Annotated in this window: 13 protein-coding genes; 6 read left to right on the plus strand and 7 right to left on the minus strand. The window is 64.0% G+C overall.

What is annotated here, in order from left to right; all coding sequences use genetic code 11:
- Positions 1 to 106 precede the first annotated feature (106 nt).
- Positions 107 to 1,204, minus strand: coding sequence for an NAD(P)-dependent alcohol dehydrogenase (locus WIT60_RS09485; RefSeq protein ID WP_339583692.1), 1,098 nt, complete (start codon positions 1,202 to 1,204; stop codon positions 107 to 109).
- Between the two features lie 66 nt (positions 1,205 to 1,270).
- Between WIT60_RS09485 and WIT60_RS09490 the strand changes: the two genes are divergently transcribed.
- Positions 1,271 to 1,546, plus strand: a complete 276-nt coding sequence (locus WIT60_RS09490) for a hypothetical protein (RefSeq protein ID WP_339583693.1) — start codon at positions 1,271 to 1,273, stop codon at positions 1,544 to 1,546.
- 207 nt (positions 1,547 to 1,753) lie between these two features.
- Here WIT60_RS09490 and WIT60_RS09495 read toward each other — a convergent pair whose 3' ends face one another.
- Together WIT60_RS09495 and WIT60_RS09500 are read right to left on the minus strand one after the other, a co-directional pair.
- The gene (locus WIT60_RS09495; RefSeq protein ID WP_339583694.1) at positions 1,754 to 5,311 is read right to left on the minus strand and encodes an ATP-binding protein; all 3,558 of its coding nucleotides are present in this window, start codon (positions 5,309 to 5,311) and stop codon (positions 1,754 to 1,756) included.
- The gene (locus WIT60_RS09500; protein WP_339583695.1) at positions 5,308 to 6,597 is read right to left on the minus strand and encodes a metallophosphoesterase family protein; all 1,290 of its coding nucleotides are present in this window, start codon (positions 6,595 to 6,597) and stop codon (positions 5,308 to 5,310) included. The genes WIT60_RS09495 and WIT60_RS09500 overlap by 4 nt, the downstream gene beginning before the upstream one ends.
- A 163-nt stretch (positions 6,598 to 6,760) precedes the next feature.
- Between WIT60_RS09500 and WIT60_RS09505 the strand changes: the two genes are divergently transcribed.
- From WIT60_RS09505 to WIT60_RS09520, 4 genes are all read left to right on the plus strand, one after another.
- Positions 6,761 to 7,798 (plus strand): amino acid ABC transporter substrate-binding protein, encoded by a 1,038-nt coding sequence (locus tag WIT60_RS09505; protein ID WP_339583696.1) that lies wholly within the window; start codon positions 6,761 to 6,763, stop codon positions 7,796 to 7,798.
- A gap of 15 nt (positions 7,799 to 7,813) precedes the next feature.
- A complete protein-coding gene (locus WIT60_RS09510; protein WP_339583697.1) occupies positions 7,814 to 8,671 on the plus strand; it encodes an ABC transporter permease subunit in 858 nt (285 codons plus the stop codon).
- Positions 8,668 to 9,513: an amino acid ABC transporter permease gene (locus WIT60_RS09515; protein ID WP_339583698.1), complete on the plus strand. Its 846-nt coding sequence runs from the start codon at positions 8,668 to 8,670 to the stop codon at positions 9,511 to 9,513. Before WIT60_RS09510 ends, WIT60_RS09515 begins: the two co-directional genes overlap by 4 nt.
- Before the next feature lie 78 nt (positions 9,514 to 9,591).
- The gene (locus WIT60_RS09520; RefSeq protein WP_339583699.1) at positions 9,592 to 11,319 is read left to right on the plus strand and encodes a cation:proton antiporter domain-containing protein; all 1,728 of its coding nucleotides are present in this window, start codon (positions 9,592 to 9,594) and stop codon (positions 11,317 to 11,319) included.
- A 26-nt stretch (positions 11,320 to 11,345) separates the two neighbouring features.
- Here the strand turns inward: WIT60_RS09520 and WIT60_RS09525 are convergent, their stop codons facing one another.
- Both WIT60_RS09525 and WIT60_RS09530 read right to left on the minus strand, forming a co-directional pair.
- Positions 11,346 to 12,221: a universal stress protein gene (locus tag WIT60_RS09525; RefSeq protein ID WP_339583700.1), complete on the minus strand. Its 876-nt coding sequence runs from the start codon at positions 12,219 to 12,221 to the stop codon at positions 11,346 to 11,348.
- A gap of 33 nt (positions 12,222 to 12,254) precedes the next feature.
- Positions 12,255 to 14,993, minus strand: a complete 2,739-nt coding sequence (locus WIT60_RS09530) for a cation-transporting P-type ATPase (protein ID WP_339583701.1) — start codon at positions 14,991 to 14,993, stop codon at positions 12,255 to 12,257.
- Positions 14,994 to 15,087: 94 nt separating this feature from the next.
- Here WIT60_RS09530 and WIT60_RS09535 point away from each other — a divergent pair, with 94 nt between their 5' ends.
- The gene (locus WIT60_RS09535) at positions 15,088 to 15,972 is read left to right on the plus strand and encodes a universal stress protein (RefSeq protein WP_339583702.1); all 885 of its coding nucleotides are present in this window, start codon (positions 15,088 to 15,090) and stop codon (positions 15,970 to 15,972) included.
- Positions 15,973 to 16,034: 62 nt separating this feature from the next.
- Here the strand turns inward: WIT60_RS09535 and WIT60_RS09540 are convergent, their stop codons facing one another.
- Together WIT60_RS09540 and WIT60_RS09545 are read right to left on the minus strand one after the other, a co-directional pair.
- On the minus strand, positions 16,035 to 16,247 hold the full coding sequence (locus WIT60_RS09540) for a hypothetical protein (RefSeq protein WP_339583703.1): 213 nt from the start codon (positions 16,245 to 16,247) through the stop codon (positions 16,035 to 16,037).
- 102 nt (positions 16,248 to 16,349) lie between these two features.
- On the minus strand, positions 16,350 to 17,135 hold the full coding sequence (locus tag WIT60_RS09545; RefSeq protein ID WP_339583704.1) for a TatD family hydrolase: 786 nt from the start codon (positions 17,133 to 17,135) through the stop codon (positions 16,350 to 16,352).
- Positions 17,136 to 17,182: the final 47 nt, after the last annotated feature.

Consider the following 17,182-nt stretch of genomic DNA (forward strand, 5'->3'; position numbering starts at 1 on the left):
TCGGTCATTGCGTCTGATCGTAACGTGAGCCTGTCCACCACAGCCGTGACGCTCGTGGTGGCTTTCCCTTATTGGCGGGCGCCCCCGCGAGGGGGATGTGCCAAATTCACGGCTTGATGGCGATCTTCAAGACCCCGTCACGCTGGTTGGCAAACAGGTCATAGGCATCAACGATGTTTTCCAACTTGTACTGATGGGTGACCATGACCCCCAAGTCAACCCGGCCAGAGGCCACCACATTCATCAGGCGACGCATGCGCTCCTTCCCCCCTGGGCACAGGGCCGTATTGATCTTGTGATCTCCGAGACCTGCGGCAAACGCTGACAGAGGAATGGTCAGATCGCTGGAGTAAACACCCAGGCTGGACAGGGTGCCGCCCGGCTTGAGCACGCGAAGGGCCGACTCGAAGGTCTGCTGGGTGCCCAGCGCCTCGATGGACGAGTCTGCGCCGCGACCACCGGTGATCTTCATGATCTCGTCCACCACATCGCAGTTCTTGAAGTTCAGCGTGAGGTCGGCGCCCAGCCTCTTGGCAATGCCCAATCGATGGTCATTACCGTCCACGGCAATGATGGTGGACGCACCCAGCAGGCGCGCGCCGGCCGTGGCGCACAGACCGATGGGGCCTTGCGCAAAGACGACCACGGTGTCACCGATGCGAATGTTGGCGTTCTCTGCGCCCTTGAAGCCTGTTGACATGATGTCCGGGCACATCAGCACTTGCTCGTCGGTGAGGCCGTCAGGGATCGGCGCCAGATTGGCCTGTGCATCAGGCACCAGCACGTACTCGGTCTGGGTGCCGTCGATCAGGTTGCCGAAACGCCAGCCGGCGGTGGCTTTGTAACCATGACAGCCGCACAGCCCTTGCGGAACGAGGTAGCTACCGTCTTGAGACGCGGCACCGTCTTGTGCGGCGTAGGAGTTGAAGTTCGGGCAAATCGCACCGGCGATGACACGCTGGCCCTCTGTGTAGCCCTGGACGGCGCTGCCGAGCTTTTCGATCACGCCGACAGGTTCGTGGCCCACGGTCAGGCCTTTGGCAACCGGGTATTCTCCTTTGAGGATGTGGACATCGGTGCCGCAGATGGTGGTGGTGGTGATCCGGATCAGGGCATCATTGGGGCCCACGTCGGGGATGCGCTTGTCGATCACCTCGATGCGACCGGGTTCCACAAACACTGCTGCTTTCATCATCGCTGCCATGAGCATCTCCTGGTGCTGTGAGGGTGATGATGCTTTCCAGCACAATCTTGTGTCGCGACGTGTGACGTGGCGCAGAACAGCCGTTCTGTTATCTTGCTCGGCATGACGGATGTCAATCGCGGACGCAACAGCAGTGACAAGCAGGGCGTGCCTTCAAAGGAGGCGCCAAGGTGGCTATCGCGGCTGGTATACGCACCCACATGGAAGATCGTGATCTTTTGGGTGCTGGTGGCCGCAGGATTGACGATGTTTTTTGAGCCCATCGTGGCGAAGCGAGCTGCCCAGCGTGCCATACAGCCAGCGGTCGAGTTGTTCTGTACCGCGTCGTCAAAGTGCACCTGAAGGGCTTGGCTGTTCTGTTCTTTGCGGCTGCGTTTTCGTGAGTTTACATAATACACATCGTAGAAAGTATATGAATCAGAAGCGTCAGGCTGCGATTCCTGGATGCTGCCTGTTTTTGATGCACTCCAAGGGGCTTCCCTGGGCGAAACCGGCTTACCCCGACCTTGCCAACAAGCTTATCCACAAGATGCGGGGATAAGTCCCGGGCTACCCAACCGCGAACTGGCTAGTCGGCAAGCTGTGAGGCAAGCTGTGAACCTGCAGCACGTCGCTGCTCAGCACGCGGCGCGCGATGTCGGTCAGGTGTTGGTGGTGGCTGAACAGCAGCACCTGGCCCCCAACCGAAAACGTCTCCAGCGCTTGAAGCATGCATGCCGCACGTTGATCGTCAGCCGTCATCAGCACGTCGTCCAGCACCAGCGGCATGAGCCGGTCTGGCGAGCGTTGCACTTCCAGTGCGGCCAAGCGCAAGGCCAGGTAGAGCTGGTCGGCGGTGCCTTCGCTCAGGCCGCCAATGCCCACCGGCTGCCCCTGTGCAGGCTGGGCCAGCAGCACAGGCTTGTCGCCGTCGGCGTCCACCAGCAAGCGCACAAAGCGGCCGGCCGTCATCGTCTCGAAATAGCGACCGGCCAAGGCCACCACGGGGCCCTGGGCCTTTTCGCGGTGACGCCTGAGCACCTCGCTCAACAGCGCCTCGGCCAGTTTGAGCTGGGCCCAGGGCCGCACACCCGAGCGGTACCGCGCCAGGGCGGACTCCATTTCTTCCCGCGCACGGGATGCCTCGTCGGACGTGTCGATGGCAGCCAGGTTCGACGCGGCGAGGTGCTCGGCGTTGATGGCGGCTTGTTCCTGCACCTCCAGGCGCTGGATCTCGTCGGTCAAGGCCTGGCGCTCCATGTCGAGGGCCAGGCTGTCCTGATCCTCCAGCAGGTGGCGCAAGGTGTTCAGTTCCTTTTCGCTGGCCCCCGCCAGTTGCGCTCGTTGGTGCTGCAGGCGCTCTGCCATGGTTCGGCGATGTTCAGAGCGGGTTTCGGCCTCAGTCAGCTCGTCGGCGGTGCTCACGCCGGCTTGTTGAACCAGGGTTGCAAGTTCGGCAGCGGCGACGTCCAGCTCAGCCTGGACCCGCGTGCGGCGACGGGCCTCGTCCTGCAATTGGCGTGCGAATTCGGCTTGCTGCCGATGGGCTTCACGACTGGTTTGCAGGCGCGCCACAAGGGCATCAACCCAGGCGTCCAGGTGCGCACCCAGCGGCTCGGCAAGGAGTTGCGCCAGGGCCTGCGCCTCGGCCACGACCGCTTGTTCGGCGGCTTCACCTTGCTTGAGTTGCAAGGCTTGCTCGGCGTGACGACGGTGTGCGTCACCCCAGTCTTGCCACTCTGCCAGACGGGTGTTGATCACCTCGGGCGAGGCGTCCGGCGGCAGGTGCAGGCGCGCACAGGCGACATGCAGGCGCTCCCGCACAGGTTGTGCGGCCGACTGCAGTGCGCGCTCAGCGTCCTCCGCCTCGGCAATCTCGCGTTGCCAGGTCTGCGTGGCCTGGGCATGCTGCTCGGCAGCGACACGGCGGGCCATCAGGTCCCGTTCCAACTGCTGTGCCTGGCTGATCCGGGCTGCCAGGCCCTGCCCCGCTTGATGAAGGTGATCGGCCGGCGGCACCAAGGCCTGGATGGCTGCGGCCAGTTCGGCGTCGGCCTCTCGCTCCTGAGTACGGTATTGGTTCAGCTCGTCGGCCAATTCAGCCACGCGGTCGCGTTGTGCGAGGGCGCTTTGACGCAGCGCCAGCCATTCACGCGCCGCGCCGGTGCCCATCACTGGCAGGCCTTGTTCGCTCAGGCGCGCTTGCCAGCGGGCCTCCAGATCGGCGATGGAGGCCTGCAAGCCGGCCTCGGCGGTCCGCAACTCGGTCAAGGTGTGCTGCATGTCGGCGATGCGCTGGGCACACTCGGCCATTTCGGCGGCGCGCTGGGCGCCTTCGCGCAACAGATCGGCCTGGCGGTCGGCCTCCGAGATGGCCTGGGCACAGTGCTGCGACAGCGTGGCCTTGTCAGGGACGGCTGGCGCGCTCTCTTCCAGCACGGCGCGCACGCTCTGCCAAAGTGTGTCGCGCTGGGCTCGGGCTTGACGCAGGGTATCGGCACTCACGACCTCGCCCACGGCGCCGAGCTTGTGGTGCCTGGCGGTTTGCAGGCGCAGATCGCCCTCGGTGCTCTCGCGCCGGGCCACTAAGGCCGCCAGTTCCTGGCGCAGCTTGGCATGGGCGTGCTCGTGTGCATCGATGTCCACCAGGCTCAGCCCCCGGCTGGCGGCCAGTTGCGCGACCGTGCTCAGCCCCAGCGCCTCCAGGTCGCGCTCGAGCTGACGCTGGGCGCTGCGGTGCTGCTGCTCCAACTTTGAGATGCTCTGGCCGATGTCGCCCAAAGCAAGCGCCCGCTGCAGGCGCTCGCTGAGTGCGGCCTGCAAAGCCGTATCCGGCGCTTCGAGCGACTGCGCACGCCACTGCTCGTTCAACTGCACCAACTTGCGACGGGCCGTGTCCAGTTGCTGGCGCGCACCGATCAGGTCCCGCGCCTGGTCCAGACTCTCGGCTGCAGCGGCCCGCCACGCGGTCTGGTCGGCCAGGGAGGGCATGTGTGCCACACCTTCGTCGACGCTCAAGGTGTGCAGCGCTTCGGGCAGCAGGCGACGCATCTGGCCCAACAGGCTGTGTGCGCCCTCCTCCACCGCGGCGCGCAGTCGGGCGAGGCGGTCGCGATCGCGGCGCACCTGGGCCAAGTTGGTCTGCTGGCGCTCGATGGCCGCGCCTTCCCGCAACAAGGCTTGTTCCACCGTCAACGCCGACAGCGCCTGCTGACACTGGGCCTCTCGCTCCAGGGAGTCCGCCAGGTCGCGGCGGGCCTGGGCCTGCGTTTGCTGTGCGGCCAGACGACGCTCGCGAGCGTCAGATGGCAGTTGCACATCCCCTTCCACCGTGGCCCACTCGGCTTCCAGCCGGTCCAGCTCGCGGATCAGAGGGGCCACGGCCCGTAATTCGGTCAGCTCGTTCTGGCGGCGGCGATGACGGGCCAGTTGCTCGCGCAGCATCTGTACCTGCTGGCGGGCCTCATCGTGGGTGCGCTTGAGCGCTTTCCACTGGTCGGGCTTGGTGATGGCCTGCTTGTGGCGCTTGCGGGCCTCGTCCAGTTCATCGGCGGCCTGGTTGAGCAAGGCATTGCGCCCTCGGGGCATGAAGTAGCGCCTCGCCTCGGTGTCCAGCAAAGTCTGCAAGGCCTTGATGCCCGCCGAGCCCGTGCTGGCCTCGAACAGGGCCGCGCCCAGTTCGCCCTCCCCTCGGATCAGTTGCTGACCGCCCTCGCGCAGATGCGCTGAGTTCAGCCCGTACATGGTCTCGAACTGCTCGCGCTGCACGCCACCGGTCAGCGCAAGTTGCACATCGGGTGGAACGGTGCTGTTCGGAATCGGCATGCCGGTGGCCGGGTCGGCCAACATCAAGGTGTTCTTCGTGCCCTTGCGTCGGGCCAGTGCATGCACCTGCCCGGCGGCGTCTTCAAAGATGCCGGCCAGGAGCATGTCTTTGAAGGGGTGGATGAAATCATCTGTGCTGCGGGCATGAATGCCGTAGCGCAGGTCACCCAGTGCACGCAGGGCCGAAGACTTGCCTGCCTCGTTGGGGCCGTAGATCAAGTGGATGCGCGCCGGGCCGGAGACGTCCAGGGTGGCATCGGTGAAGGGGCCAAAAGCCTTCAGGAACAGTTGACGAATCTTCATGGCAGTTCCTCGCTCACGTTGAGGTGAGCCAGCAGCGTGGCTTCGGCGTCTTTCAGCAGGGCCAGCATGGCGTTGGCATCGTCCCACTGGGGCACATCGTCGGCCGCCTCCCGCTTGAGCGCCAATGCCTGCCGCAACTCGGCGGGCAGCTTGTCCAGCACCTCGGAGAGCACGGGTTGGGCGAAAGAAGTCAGGACCTGCGGCTCGGCGGCCAGGTCGTCCACCCAACGCACCAGTTCGCCCAGGGCATCGGTGCGCTGAGCCAGCTGCGCACGGTCCACCGGCGAGCGCAAGGCCAGTTGCACCTTCTCGATCCACACGTCAGCGTCGGCCAAGTCCTGGGCCGCTGCCTGCACCGCTGCGGCCAGGGTACCCGGTTGACGGGCCTCGTGCATGTGCAAGGGTGTCTCGCCCTTCAAACAGACGCGCATGGCATGCAGCCTCTCACCACCGGCCGATGCCACTGCAGCTTGCAAGGCCTCGCCCACCACCCGGGGCAAGGCGTCCAGACTATGCGAAGGATTCAGCTGCACGTCGACCTGATGCCAGCGGACCACGTCCAGCGGCACAAAGCTGGCGTTCAGTTGGCCGCCTTCCAGGCTCACCAGCTCGCAACCCTTGGGGCCAGTTTCACGCGCGTGGCGGCCCTGCAGATTCCCGGGATACACCACCCGCGGCTCATTGCACACCACCTGGCGGGCATGCACATGGCCCAGCGCCCAGTAGTCGTAGCCCTTGCTGCGCAGCGTGTCCAGCGAGGTGGGTGCGTAGGTGTCGTGCCCTTCGGCGCCGGTCAGACTGGTGTGCAGCAGGCCGATGTTGAGGTAGCCCGGCACCGCCATCGGGTAGCCGGGCACCAGGTCCTCCGGCACCTCGCGGTCAGGGAAGCTGTGGCCGTGGATGGCCACGCGCAGGTCGTCGAGCCGCACGGTCTCGGCCGAGCGGCTGGAAAACACCTTGACATTGTCGGGCCAGGGCAACTGGCGTGAGATCACGCCCTGCGCATCGTGGTTGCCCTGCACGATGAAGACTTTCACCCCCGCACGCCCCAGGCGCACCATCTGTTCGCGCACGAACAGCCCGGTGTGAAAATCCTGCCAGTCGCGGTCGTACAGGTCGCCGGCGATCAGTACAAAGTCCACTTTCTCGTCAATGGCCAGATCCACCAGCCGAATCAAGGCTTGTCGGGTGGCGCCGCGCAGGCGGGCCACAGGGGCGCCCTCAAAGCGGTTGAGCCCGCGCAAGGGGCTGTCAATGTGCAGATCTGCGGCGTGAAGGAAGCGCATGCCAACTCTCGTGTCGATGGGGGTGGTGACCGTACGGCTGAACGGCACTCTAACAAGGGATCGGCTCACGGGATGAGCCCGCCTCGCGTCTTGACGCAGATTCTGGCTCCCCTCGGCCCGCATCTTGCTGTGGGGAATTGGCCTCATCCTTTATGCTCAAGCCATGACGCATCTTCTCTTTCGCCAATGGCTCGCGCCTGCCCTGCTCCTGTGTGCTGCCCTATGGCCCGGGCTCGCCAGCGCGGGCAAGACCCTGAGTACCCTCCAGCAACGCGGTCAGATCCTGTGTGGGGTCAGCACCGGGGTGGCCGGCTTTTCTGCACCCGATGCCAAGGGCCAATGGCAAGGACTGGACGTGGACATCTGCCGGGCCGTGGCTGCTGCCACCCTGGGCGATGCCAACAAGGTGCGCTACGTGCCGCTCAACGCCCAGCAGCGCTTCGCCGCCTTGAAATCCAGTCAGGTGGACCTGCTGTCGCGCAACACCTCGTGGACGCTGAGCCGCGATGCCTCGCTGGGCTTCCACTTCACCGCCATCACCTTCTTCGACGGTCAGGGCTTTCTGGTCAACAAGAAGTACAAGGTCACGCAGGCCAAGCAACTCAAGAATGCCCAGGTGTGCGTGCAAGCAGGCACCACCAATGAGAAGAACCTGGCCGACTTCTCGCGCACCCATAAGCTCAACATCAAGCCCGTGGTGTTCGACAGCTTCGAGGCCGCCTTCAAGGCGCTGTTCAGCGGCCGTTGCCAGGCCTACACGGCGGATGCCTCTGGCTTGTCCAGCGTCCGTAATAAGGAAGCGCCCCGCCCCGACGACTACCTGATCCTGCCGGACCTGATCTCAAAGGAGCCGCTTGGGCCCCTGGTGCGCCGGGGTGACGACGAATGGTTCGCCATCGTGAAGTGGACCGTGTTTGCCTTGCAGGAGGCCGAAGAGCTCGGCATCACCCGGGCCAACGTCGAGCAATTGCGCAAGACCTCGACCGACCCGGCCATCCAGCGACTCATCGGCACCGGCGAGGACACAGGGGCCATGCTGGGACTGAAGAAAGACTGGGCCTACCGCGCCATCCAGGCCGTGGGCAACTACGGTGAAATCTTCGAGCGCAACGTGGGTGCACAGTCGGTGCTCAAGCTGCCACGCGGACCCAACCGACTGTGGAACCAGGGCGGGCTGATCTACCCCCCGCCGGTGCGTTGAGGCGGGCGCGGGCCGATGCTGTCCTTCTTCTCGCAACCGGCCGGTTTCGACATCGGTGAGACCGGGCTGCTGGTGTTCGACGCGAGCCAGCCTTTGTGGTGGGCGATCGTGGTCGGGCTGGGTAACACGCTGCGGGTGAGCCTGCCGGCCCTGCTGCTGGCCACGACGCTGGCGTTGACCATGGCCCTGCTGCGCCGTTCGCGCACGCCGGGCTGGTCCCAACTGGCCACCGGCTATGTGGAACTGATCCGAAACGTGCCGCTGCTGCTGCAGGTGCTGATCTGGTACTTCCTGCTGGTGGAATGGCTGCCGGACTCCAACGAGGCGCTGTCGCTGCTGCCTGGCGTCTGGCTGAGCAAAGGTGGTCTGGCGTTTCCCTGGCTGATGCCAGACGAGCTGGGCGCCTGGCACTGGGAGGTGCCCGCTCAGGACGTGTTCAATGTGCACGGTGGCGCAGCGGTGACGCCGGAGTTTCTCGCCCTGACCCTGGCGCTGAGCGTGTACACCAGCGCATTTCTGTCGGAGGTCATCCGCAGCGGCCTGGAGGCCGTGCCCCACAGCCTGTTGGAAGCAGCCAGCACCCTGGGCGCCACGCGCTGGCAACAGATTCGACTGGTGCTGATTCCGCAGGCACTGCGCACCATCATCCCGGCCACCACCAACCAGTATCTCAACCTCATCAAGAACTCGTCGCTGGCCGTGGCCATCGGCTACCCGGATCTGGTGTCGGTCAGCAACACAGCCCTGAACCAGACCGGCCGCGCCATCGAATGCCTGGCGGTGATGATGGCCGTTTACCTGAGCCTGTCGCTGCTGGTGTCGGTGCTGATGAACTGGTTCAACGCCCGCCAGGGGCTGAAAGGCGTGGCATGACCGGCGTGTGGCAGCGCCTTCTTGCGCTCCTGGGGCTGCTGCTGGCAGCCACCGTGCTGTGGCACCTGTACGCCTGGGGCATCCGCGATGCGGTGTGGGCGCCCGATGCCGAGGCCTGTCGTGCCCTCGCTCACGATGGTGCATGCTGGGGCGTGATCGCCGAGAAAGGCTGGCCCATGCTGATGGGCCACCCCGCCGACACCGGCCTGAGTGGCCTGCCGCTGACGCTCGTGCTCTTTGCCGGCAGCCTGTTGGCGTCCTGGCCCCTCAGCCTGGCACTGGCCTTGGCCCGCCACAGCGGTCCAGCCTGGCTGAAAGTGCCTGCGGTGGCCTTCATTGAACTGATCCGGGGCGTGCCCTTGGTCACCCTGCTGTTCGTGGCCGCCTTCATCCTGCCGCTGATCCTGCCCGAGGCCTGGCAGCTGAGCCTGGGCTGGCGGGCGGGCATCGCGCTCACTCTGTTCTCCGCCGTCTACCTGGCCGAGGTGCTGCGCGGCGGCTTGCAGACCGTGCCCGCCGAGCAGCGCGAGGCCGCCGCCACTCTGGGTCTGTCCTGGCTGGGCATCCAGCGGCGCATCGTGCTGCCGCAAGCCGTGCGCGCCGTCTTGCCCGCCCTCACCGGCCACGCCATCGGCCTGCTCAAGGACAGCTCCCTGGTCATGGTGATCGGGCTGCACGAGCTCACCGGCGGCCTTTCTCTCAGCCTGGGCGGTGATCCGGTCTGGCGCCCCTACTACTTTGAGGCCTATCTGTTTGTCGGGCTGGTCTATGCGTTGATGTGCTGGGGGCTTTCGGCACTGGGAAGATGGCTGGAGCGCCGCTGGAACTCGGCCGCGCTGTGAGCGAAATTCAGGCACCGTGAACGGATGCGTCATAGATAATGAATCGCATCTCCCCCCTCCCCCATTTCTGCCCCTTGCATGGACCATAACGTCACGCTCATCTCCACCATTGCTGCAGGCTTTGGCATGGCCCTGATCCTGGGCTTCATCGCCGAGCGTCTCAAGGTCCCGGCGTTGGTGGGCTATCTGCTGGCGGGCATTGTCCTCGGGCCGGGCACGCCTGGTTTCGTGGCCGACATCGGCATTGCGTCTCAGCTGTCGGAAATCGGGGTGATGCTGCTGATGTTCGGCGTGGGGCTGCACTTCTCGTTGAAGGACCTCCTTGCGGTCAAGCGAATTGCCGTTCCCGGTGCTGTGGTGCAGATGTCGCTGGCCACACTGTTGGGCATGGGGGCGGCATGGTCGTGGGGCTGGAGTTGGGGCGCCGGCCTGGTGTTTGGCCTGTCCCTGTCGTGCGCCAGCACCGTGGTGCTGCTGAAGGCGCTGGAGTCGCGCGGACTGATCGACACCATGAATGGCCGCATCGCGGTGGGGTGGCTGGTGGTGGAAGACCTGGCCACCGTGCTGGTGCTGGTGCTGCTGCCCCCGTTGGCAGGCGTCCTGGGTGGTGCAGCGGTTCAGCAGGCGGGCACCAGCACGACAGAGCTGTGGTGGACGATCGGGCAGACCCTTTTGCAGGTCGCCGCGTTCATCGTCGTCATGCTGGTTGCGGGGCGCAAGGTTTTGCCCTGGCTGCTGTGGCAAGTGGCCCGCACAGGCTCACGCGAGTTGTTCACCTTGTCGGTGGTGGCCATGGCCATCAGCATCGCCTACGGTGCCGCGGTACTGTTCAGCGTGTCGTTCGCCCTGGGCGCGTTCTTCGCCGGCATGGTGATGCGTGAATCCGAATTCAGCCACCGGGCCGCGGAGGAGTCCCTTCCCCTACGCGACGCCTTCTCGGTGCTCTTCTTTGTCGCCGTGGGCATGCTGTTCAAGCCGGAAATCCTGCTACAGCAGCCCGTTCATGTGGCCGTGGCTGTGGCCATCATCATCCTTGGCAAGTCTCTGGCGGCACTGGCCTTGGTCCTGGCTTTTCGCTACCCGCTCAACACCGCCATCACAGTGGCCGCCAGCCTCGCGCAAATTGGGGAGTTCTCTTTCATTCTCGCTGGCCTGGGTGTGACCTTGGGCCTGATGCCTGCCGAGGGCATGAGTCTGGTGCTGGCCGCCGCGCTCATCTCGATTGCGCTCAACCCGCTCATCTTTGCCTCTGCGCAGCCCATCCAGCGCTGGGTGCTGGCACGATCCGAGTTTGCGCGCCGCCTGGAGAGTCGTGACGACCCCTTTGCAGAGCTCCCCATGAGCACCGAGCGCCGCTACCTCGCAGGACAGGTGGTTTTGGTAGGCTACGGTCGTGTCGGGCGGCGCATTGCGCAGGCACTGGAGGACAACAGCATCCCCTACGTCGTCGCCGAGCAAAATCGCGAGCTGGTCGAAGACCTGCGCAAACAAGGCAAGGCAGCCGTCTCAGGCAACGCTGCCGACCCCGCGGTGCTGATCCAGGCGCACATCGCCGATGCCGCCTTGCTCGTCGTGGCCACGCCTGACCCACTCAATGTGCGCCAGATGGTTGACACCGCGCGCACGCTGAACCCAAAGATCGAGATCGTCTTGCGCACGCACAGCGAGGAGGAATCACTGATGTTGCGCAAAGAGGAAATGGGCAAGGTCTTCTTTGGCGAGGAAGAGCTGGCCAAGGGCATGACCAGCTACGTCGTTGACCGTTTCGGTCCACCGCCGACAGAGAGCCAGCACGGGCGACTGTGAAGCCTCACCAGGGACACAGGCGCTTGTCAGTCGGAACGCACGAGCAACACGTCTGACGGCAACCATTGCAGCAGCCGCAAAGCGGTGCTGCCCAACAAGGCACCCAACAAGCCCGCCCTGGCCTGAATACCCAGCACGACCAAATCCACATCGTGCGTTCGCACATACGACGGCAAGGTGCTCGCCACAGCCCCCCGCTCGCACTGAATGCTCACCGCAGTACTTGGCGGCAACGGCGTTTCGGCAAGCAAGGCCTCACACGCCTGCTGTGCCGTACGGCTCACTGGCGGCGCCTCGTCCGCGCGGCCGGCCAATCCAGCCAGAGGCACATCATGTGCGTGGTACAGCTGCAAAGGCTGCCCGGGAAACAAGCGCGCCGCTGCCTGCAACCCAGCATGAGCCCCTGCCGACAAATCAGTGGCCACCACGATGCGTCGATACGGTTGACGAGCACGCTGCCGCACGATCAGCAAAGGCTGAGTGAGCCTGCGGGCCAGTTGCTCGACCGTGGACCCCAGCAAAAAGCGCCCCAGCACCTCGCTGCGGGCCACGCTCGACACCACCAGGTCAGCTTGCACCTCATCGGCGACGTTGCACAGAACGTCAGCAGGCTCATCTCCCCGCTCCACCCGCAAGGTGATGGGAGCCTTCACCCCCTGCGTGTTGCGACGCAGTTCATGCAGGGCGATTTCTCGCATCTCCCGCTCGCTCGCCCGCCCCGCCCAGGCAAGGATCTGGTCAGGGGTGTTGGCAACATCCAGCACGTTGACCGCCACCAACGCTGCCCCCCAACTTTCTGCCAGCAAACCGGCACGGTCCAGCGCCCGATCGCATCGGGCACTGAGGTCGGTGGCCAGCATCAACCGCTTGGGAATGGCTGTCGAGGTCTGATCGTTGGTCATGACAACAGGCTCCAGGAGGGCGACATACGCCGGTCAGACATGTGCCACGCGAGTGGCGAGCGGCGTGCGCCGGATCACGAACTTCTCGAACTCTGCCACAGTGAACACCAACAGCCCTGCCCCCAGCACCTTGAGCCACTCCAGCGGCGTCAAATGGGTCGAGTCGAAGATGCTGTGCATCACTGAGGTGTGCGTGAAGGCCAATTGCAACAGCACACAAAACGCCACCGCCACCAACACATAGCGGTTACCGAGCAGACCACGCACGTTGGTCACCGGCGCCAGAACGTAGCGGCTGTTGAACAGGTAGAACATCTCCGCCATCACCACAGCATTCACCGCCATGGTCCGCGCGGTCTCGACCGAACTGCCTGTGCGCAACTCCCACAAGAACAAGCCCAGTGCACCCGTCATCATCAAAACCGAGACCATCACCACGCGCCAGACGAAAAACCCTGAAAGCAAGGGCTCGGCAGGCGGGCGAGGTCGTCTGCGCATGATGCCCGACTCCGCAGGCTCGAAGGCCAACGCCAAGCCCAAGGTGCTGGACGTCACCAGGTTGATCCACAGAACCTGAGCGGCAGACAGTGGCAAGGCCAGTTCGAACAGGATGGCTGCGATCACGACCAAGGCTTCACCGCCATTGGTCGGCAACATGAACAGGATGAACTTCTTGAGGTTGTCGTAGACCACGCGTCCCTCACGCACCGCCGCTGCGATCGTCGCGAAGTTATCGTTGGCCAGCACCACATCAGAGGCCTCTTTGGCGGCCTCCGTCCCCTTCAGCCCCATGGAAACACCCACATCGGCCCGCTTGAGGGCCGGCGCATCGTTGACGCCATCCCCCGTCATGGCAACCACCTGACCATCCTCCTGCAAGGCCTTGACCAAGCGCAGCTTGTGCTCGGGACTGGCACGCGCGAACACATCGACCTCCATGGCCACGCGGCGCAGATCCGCATCGCTGATCAAGGCGATCTCAGCCCCTGTCAGGGCGGGCTTGCCCACACCAATGGCGAGTTGGGCGCCGATGGCCTTTGCTGTTTCAGCGTGGTCACCCGTGATCATCTTCACCCGGATGCCCGCGTGATGACACTCGCCCACCGCCGCAATCGCCTCCTCACGCGGCGGGTCGATGATGCCGACCAGGGCCAGCAAGGTGTAGCCCTGCTCCACATCACTGAAGGTCAGGCGATCATGAGCCGGCGCCGCCTGCTTGCAGGCCAGAGCCAGCAAACGCAGGCCTTGCGCCGCCGTGTCCGTGGCCATCCGACGCCAATGGTCCACATCCAGCGGATGCTCTCCATCGTGGCCAAGCTGCCGGTTGCACATGCCCAGAATGACCTCCTGTGCACCCTTGACGAAAATCCAGGGAGCGCCGTCGGCATCTCGATGGCAGGTCGCCATAAAGCGGTGCTCTGACTCGAACGGAATCGAATCCACACGCGGCCACGCCAATTCGCCTGCGTCCTGCGTGAAGCCCACCTTGCCTCCCAGCACGAGCAAGGCACCCTCGGTGGGATCGCCCTCCACACGCCACAGATCGTCTTCGACGCGCAATCGGGCGTCGTTGCACAGCACGCCTGCGCGAATCGCCAGGGCCAGGGCAGGATAGTGCTGAGAATCGATGATGCGGCCGTCGATGCTCAAGTCCCCCACGGGGGCATAGCCCACCCCACCCACGTTGAAGGCGTGGCCGGCACACACCACACGCTGCACCGTCATCTCATTACGCGTCAGCGTACCGGTCTTGTCCGAGCACACCACGGTCACGGAGCCCAACGTCTCAACCGCCGGCAGGCGTCGCACGATGGCATGGCGTCGCGCCATGCGTTGCACCCCCAGCGCCAGGGTCACGGTCATGATCGCAGGCAAACCTTCCGGGATGGCCGACGCCGCCAGTGCCACAACCATCATGAACATTTCAGAGGGAGGATGGCCACGCAGCCAGACGCCCAACACAAAGGTGGCCGCGGACAATGCCAGAATCACCAGGGCCAGGAGACGACCAAACTTGTCGACCTGCCTCAACAGAGGGGTTTGCATCTGATCGATGCCCGACAGCATCTGGTTGATCTTCCCCAGTTCGGTACGTCCTCCCGTCTCGACCACCACCCCGGTGGCCTGCCCGTACACCACCAGGGTGCCCGAGTACGCCATCCCATGGCGATCGCCCAGGGACGCGTCGGCTGGGGTGTGCTCCGTGCTCTTTTCGACGGGCAGCGACTCCCCCGTCAGGGCGGCCTCTTCCACGCGCAACTCCCTCACCTTGATGAGTCGGAGATCGGCCGGCACCCGATCGCCAGAGACCAGTTGCACCACATCGCCGGGCACCAGGTCGGCCGCATCGACCTCCCGCACCAGACCATCACGCACGACCGTGGCATGCGGGGACAGCATGCCTCTGATCGCATCCAGAGCCGACTCGGCCTTGCCCTCCTGAATGAAACCAATGATGGCATTGATGATCACCGCCGCCATCAAGACACCTGTGTCGACCCAGTGCCCGAGGAAGGCCGTGATGACGGCCGAGCCCATCATCACGTACAGCAAAATGTTGTGGAACTGCATGATCAGGCGCATCCACACAGACCGCTTGCGGGTTGCTGCCAGGCGATTGGGCCCATGCTGCAACAGGCGTTTGCCAGCCTCTGCCGTGTCCAGCCCCTTGTCCGACGTAGACAGAGACTGCTCCACCTCGGCCGATGTCATCGCATGCCACGTCAGTGCTGCTGTCTCTGGCTGACGGAATGCGTCGGAACGTGTTGCCATCTGTTCTCCATCCGGCTCATACATTTGAGCAAATTAATTATGATGATTATCACGTCCTCGGTACGCCTCCATCGGCAAAACGCTACACTGAATCATGAGCAAGCTTCACAGCATCCTCTCCGCCACTGACCTGTCCACACCGGCTCGCCACGCTGCGGAACGCGCCGCGCAGCTCAGTCAGGAATGCGGTGTCCCCCTGTGTCTGTTGCACGTGGCCAACCTCGCGCCTTTGCAACGTCTGCGGCAAATGCTCACCAGCGACCACGAGTCTGTGGAGCACAAAGTGCTGAGCACTGCTCGCGAGCGCTTACAGGCCGAAGCCGACGCGTTGCACAGCCTTTACGGGGTGAACGTCGACGACCGCCTCGTCGTGGGCTCGCTGATCACCGAGATCCGGGCCGTGGCCGACGAGCTCGCGAGCGGACTGCTGGTGTGTGGCGCTCGCGGTGAAAGTCTGTTGCGCCACATGCTGCTGGGCTCCACGGCCGAGCGCATGCTCAGCAACACCACCCGCCCGCTGTTGGTCGTGAAGCAGGCACCGCACGGCGCATACAAGACCGTGCTGGTGCCTGTCGACTTCTCTCCCTCATCCGTTCGCGCACTGCGCCACGCGCGATTGGTGGCGCCCTCCGCCCAACTCGTGGTATTGCACGTGTTTGAAGTCCCATTTGAGGGGCATCTGCGCTATGCCAATGTCAACGAGGACATCATCAACCACTACCGTGTAGCAGCGCTGCAAGAAGCGTCACAACGCCTCCAGTCCCTGTGTCAGGATGTGGGACTGAGCGCAGCGAACAGTCGGCAGGTCGTCATTCAGGGAGATCCAGCCACTCGCGTACTGGAGCAGGAGATCGAGCAGGACTGCGATCTGATCGTCATGGGCAAACATGGCGAGAACGCGCTGGAGAATCTGCTGCTGGGCAGCGTCACCAAGCAAGTGCTGGTTGAATCGCAAGCTGACGTTCTGGTGTCAGTCTGATCGAAAAAAAGCCCGTCGTGAGACGGGCTTCAAACACGATTGCGGCAAGCCGGACGATCCGGTCAACTCGGCAGCGCGTCTTCCATTGAGCGCTCCTGCCGACGCGTCGTGGATGACGAAGCAACCTCCTGCGCCAAGGCTTCGAGCCGGTCCAGCGGACGGCACACCCTGCTTTGCAAGTGATTGAGGCGCTCGGAGCGCTCCATGGCTGCCAGCACGGCCTCGGGATCCATCATCAAGGCAAAGGGATTGGCATGAAGACTGATCTTTTGCATGGAACCTCCTGTGTGGTGAACCGTGGCGGAGGTCGCTTCAAAAAGTGTTCCGCCTGGAGGAAATTTTCTGCCAATGGCTGCCAGATGGACGTGGGCTAACCCTCAGTGTGCACGCACGAGTGAGAACAAATCCTCGAAGTTGGTCGATGTGATGCGGCCCACTTCATTGACATCCAGGCCTTTGAGCTCAGCGAGTTGACGCGCCACAAAGGGCACGTAAGCCGGTGAGTTGGTCTTGCCACGATGAGGTGCTGGAGCCAGATAAGGGCTGTCGGTTTCAATCAAACAGCGCTCAATGGGGACAAACCGGGCCACATCCCGCAGCTCAGCCGCGTTCTTGAAGGTCAGGATCCCTGAGAACGAAATCATGAAACCCAGGTCCAGCGCGGCACGGGCCACCGCCTCATTCTCTGTGAAACAGTGGAAGACCCCACGCACCTCGCCCTGCCCTTCTTCTTTGAGGATGGCGATGGTGTCGTCGCTGGCCATGCGGGTATGGATGACCAAGGGCAAGCCTGTCTGACGCGCCGCCTGAATGTGCACGCGGAAGCGGTCGCGCTGCCAGGCCATGTCGGCCACACTGCGCTCGCCCAGGCGGTAGTAATCAAGCCCGGTTTCACCAATGCCCACCACACGCGGCAGACGCGCGCGGCTCAGCAGGTCATCGAGCGTGGGTTCCTGCACGCCTTCGTTGTCGGGGTGAACGCCCACCGTGGCCCAGAAGTTGTCATAGCGGGTGGCCAGGTCATGCACCTGCGGAAACTCTTCCAAGGTGGTGCTGATGCACAGAGCACGGTCCACGCCTGCTTCACTCATCTCGGCGCGAAGCGTGTCGAGTGTGTCAGCGTATTGCGGGAAGTTCAGGTGGCAGTGCGAATCGACAAACATGGTGTTTGGGGCAGAAATACGGATCGGCAAACCCGTGATCTTGCCTC

This window comes from Aquabacterium sp. G14 (assembly GCF_037482285.1).
Taxonomy (GTDB): Bacteria; Pseudomonadota; Gammaproteobacteria; order Burkholderiales; family Burkholderiaceae_C; genus Aquabacterium.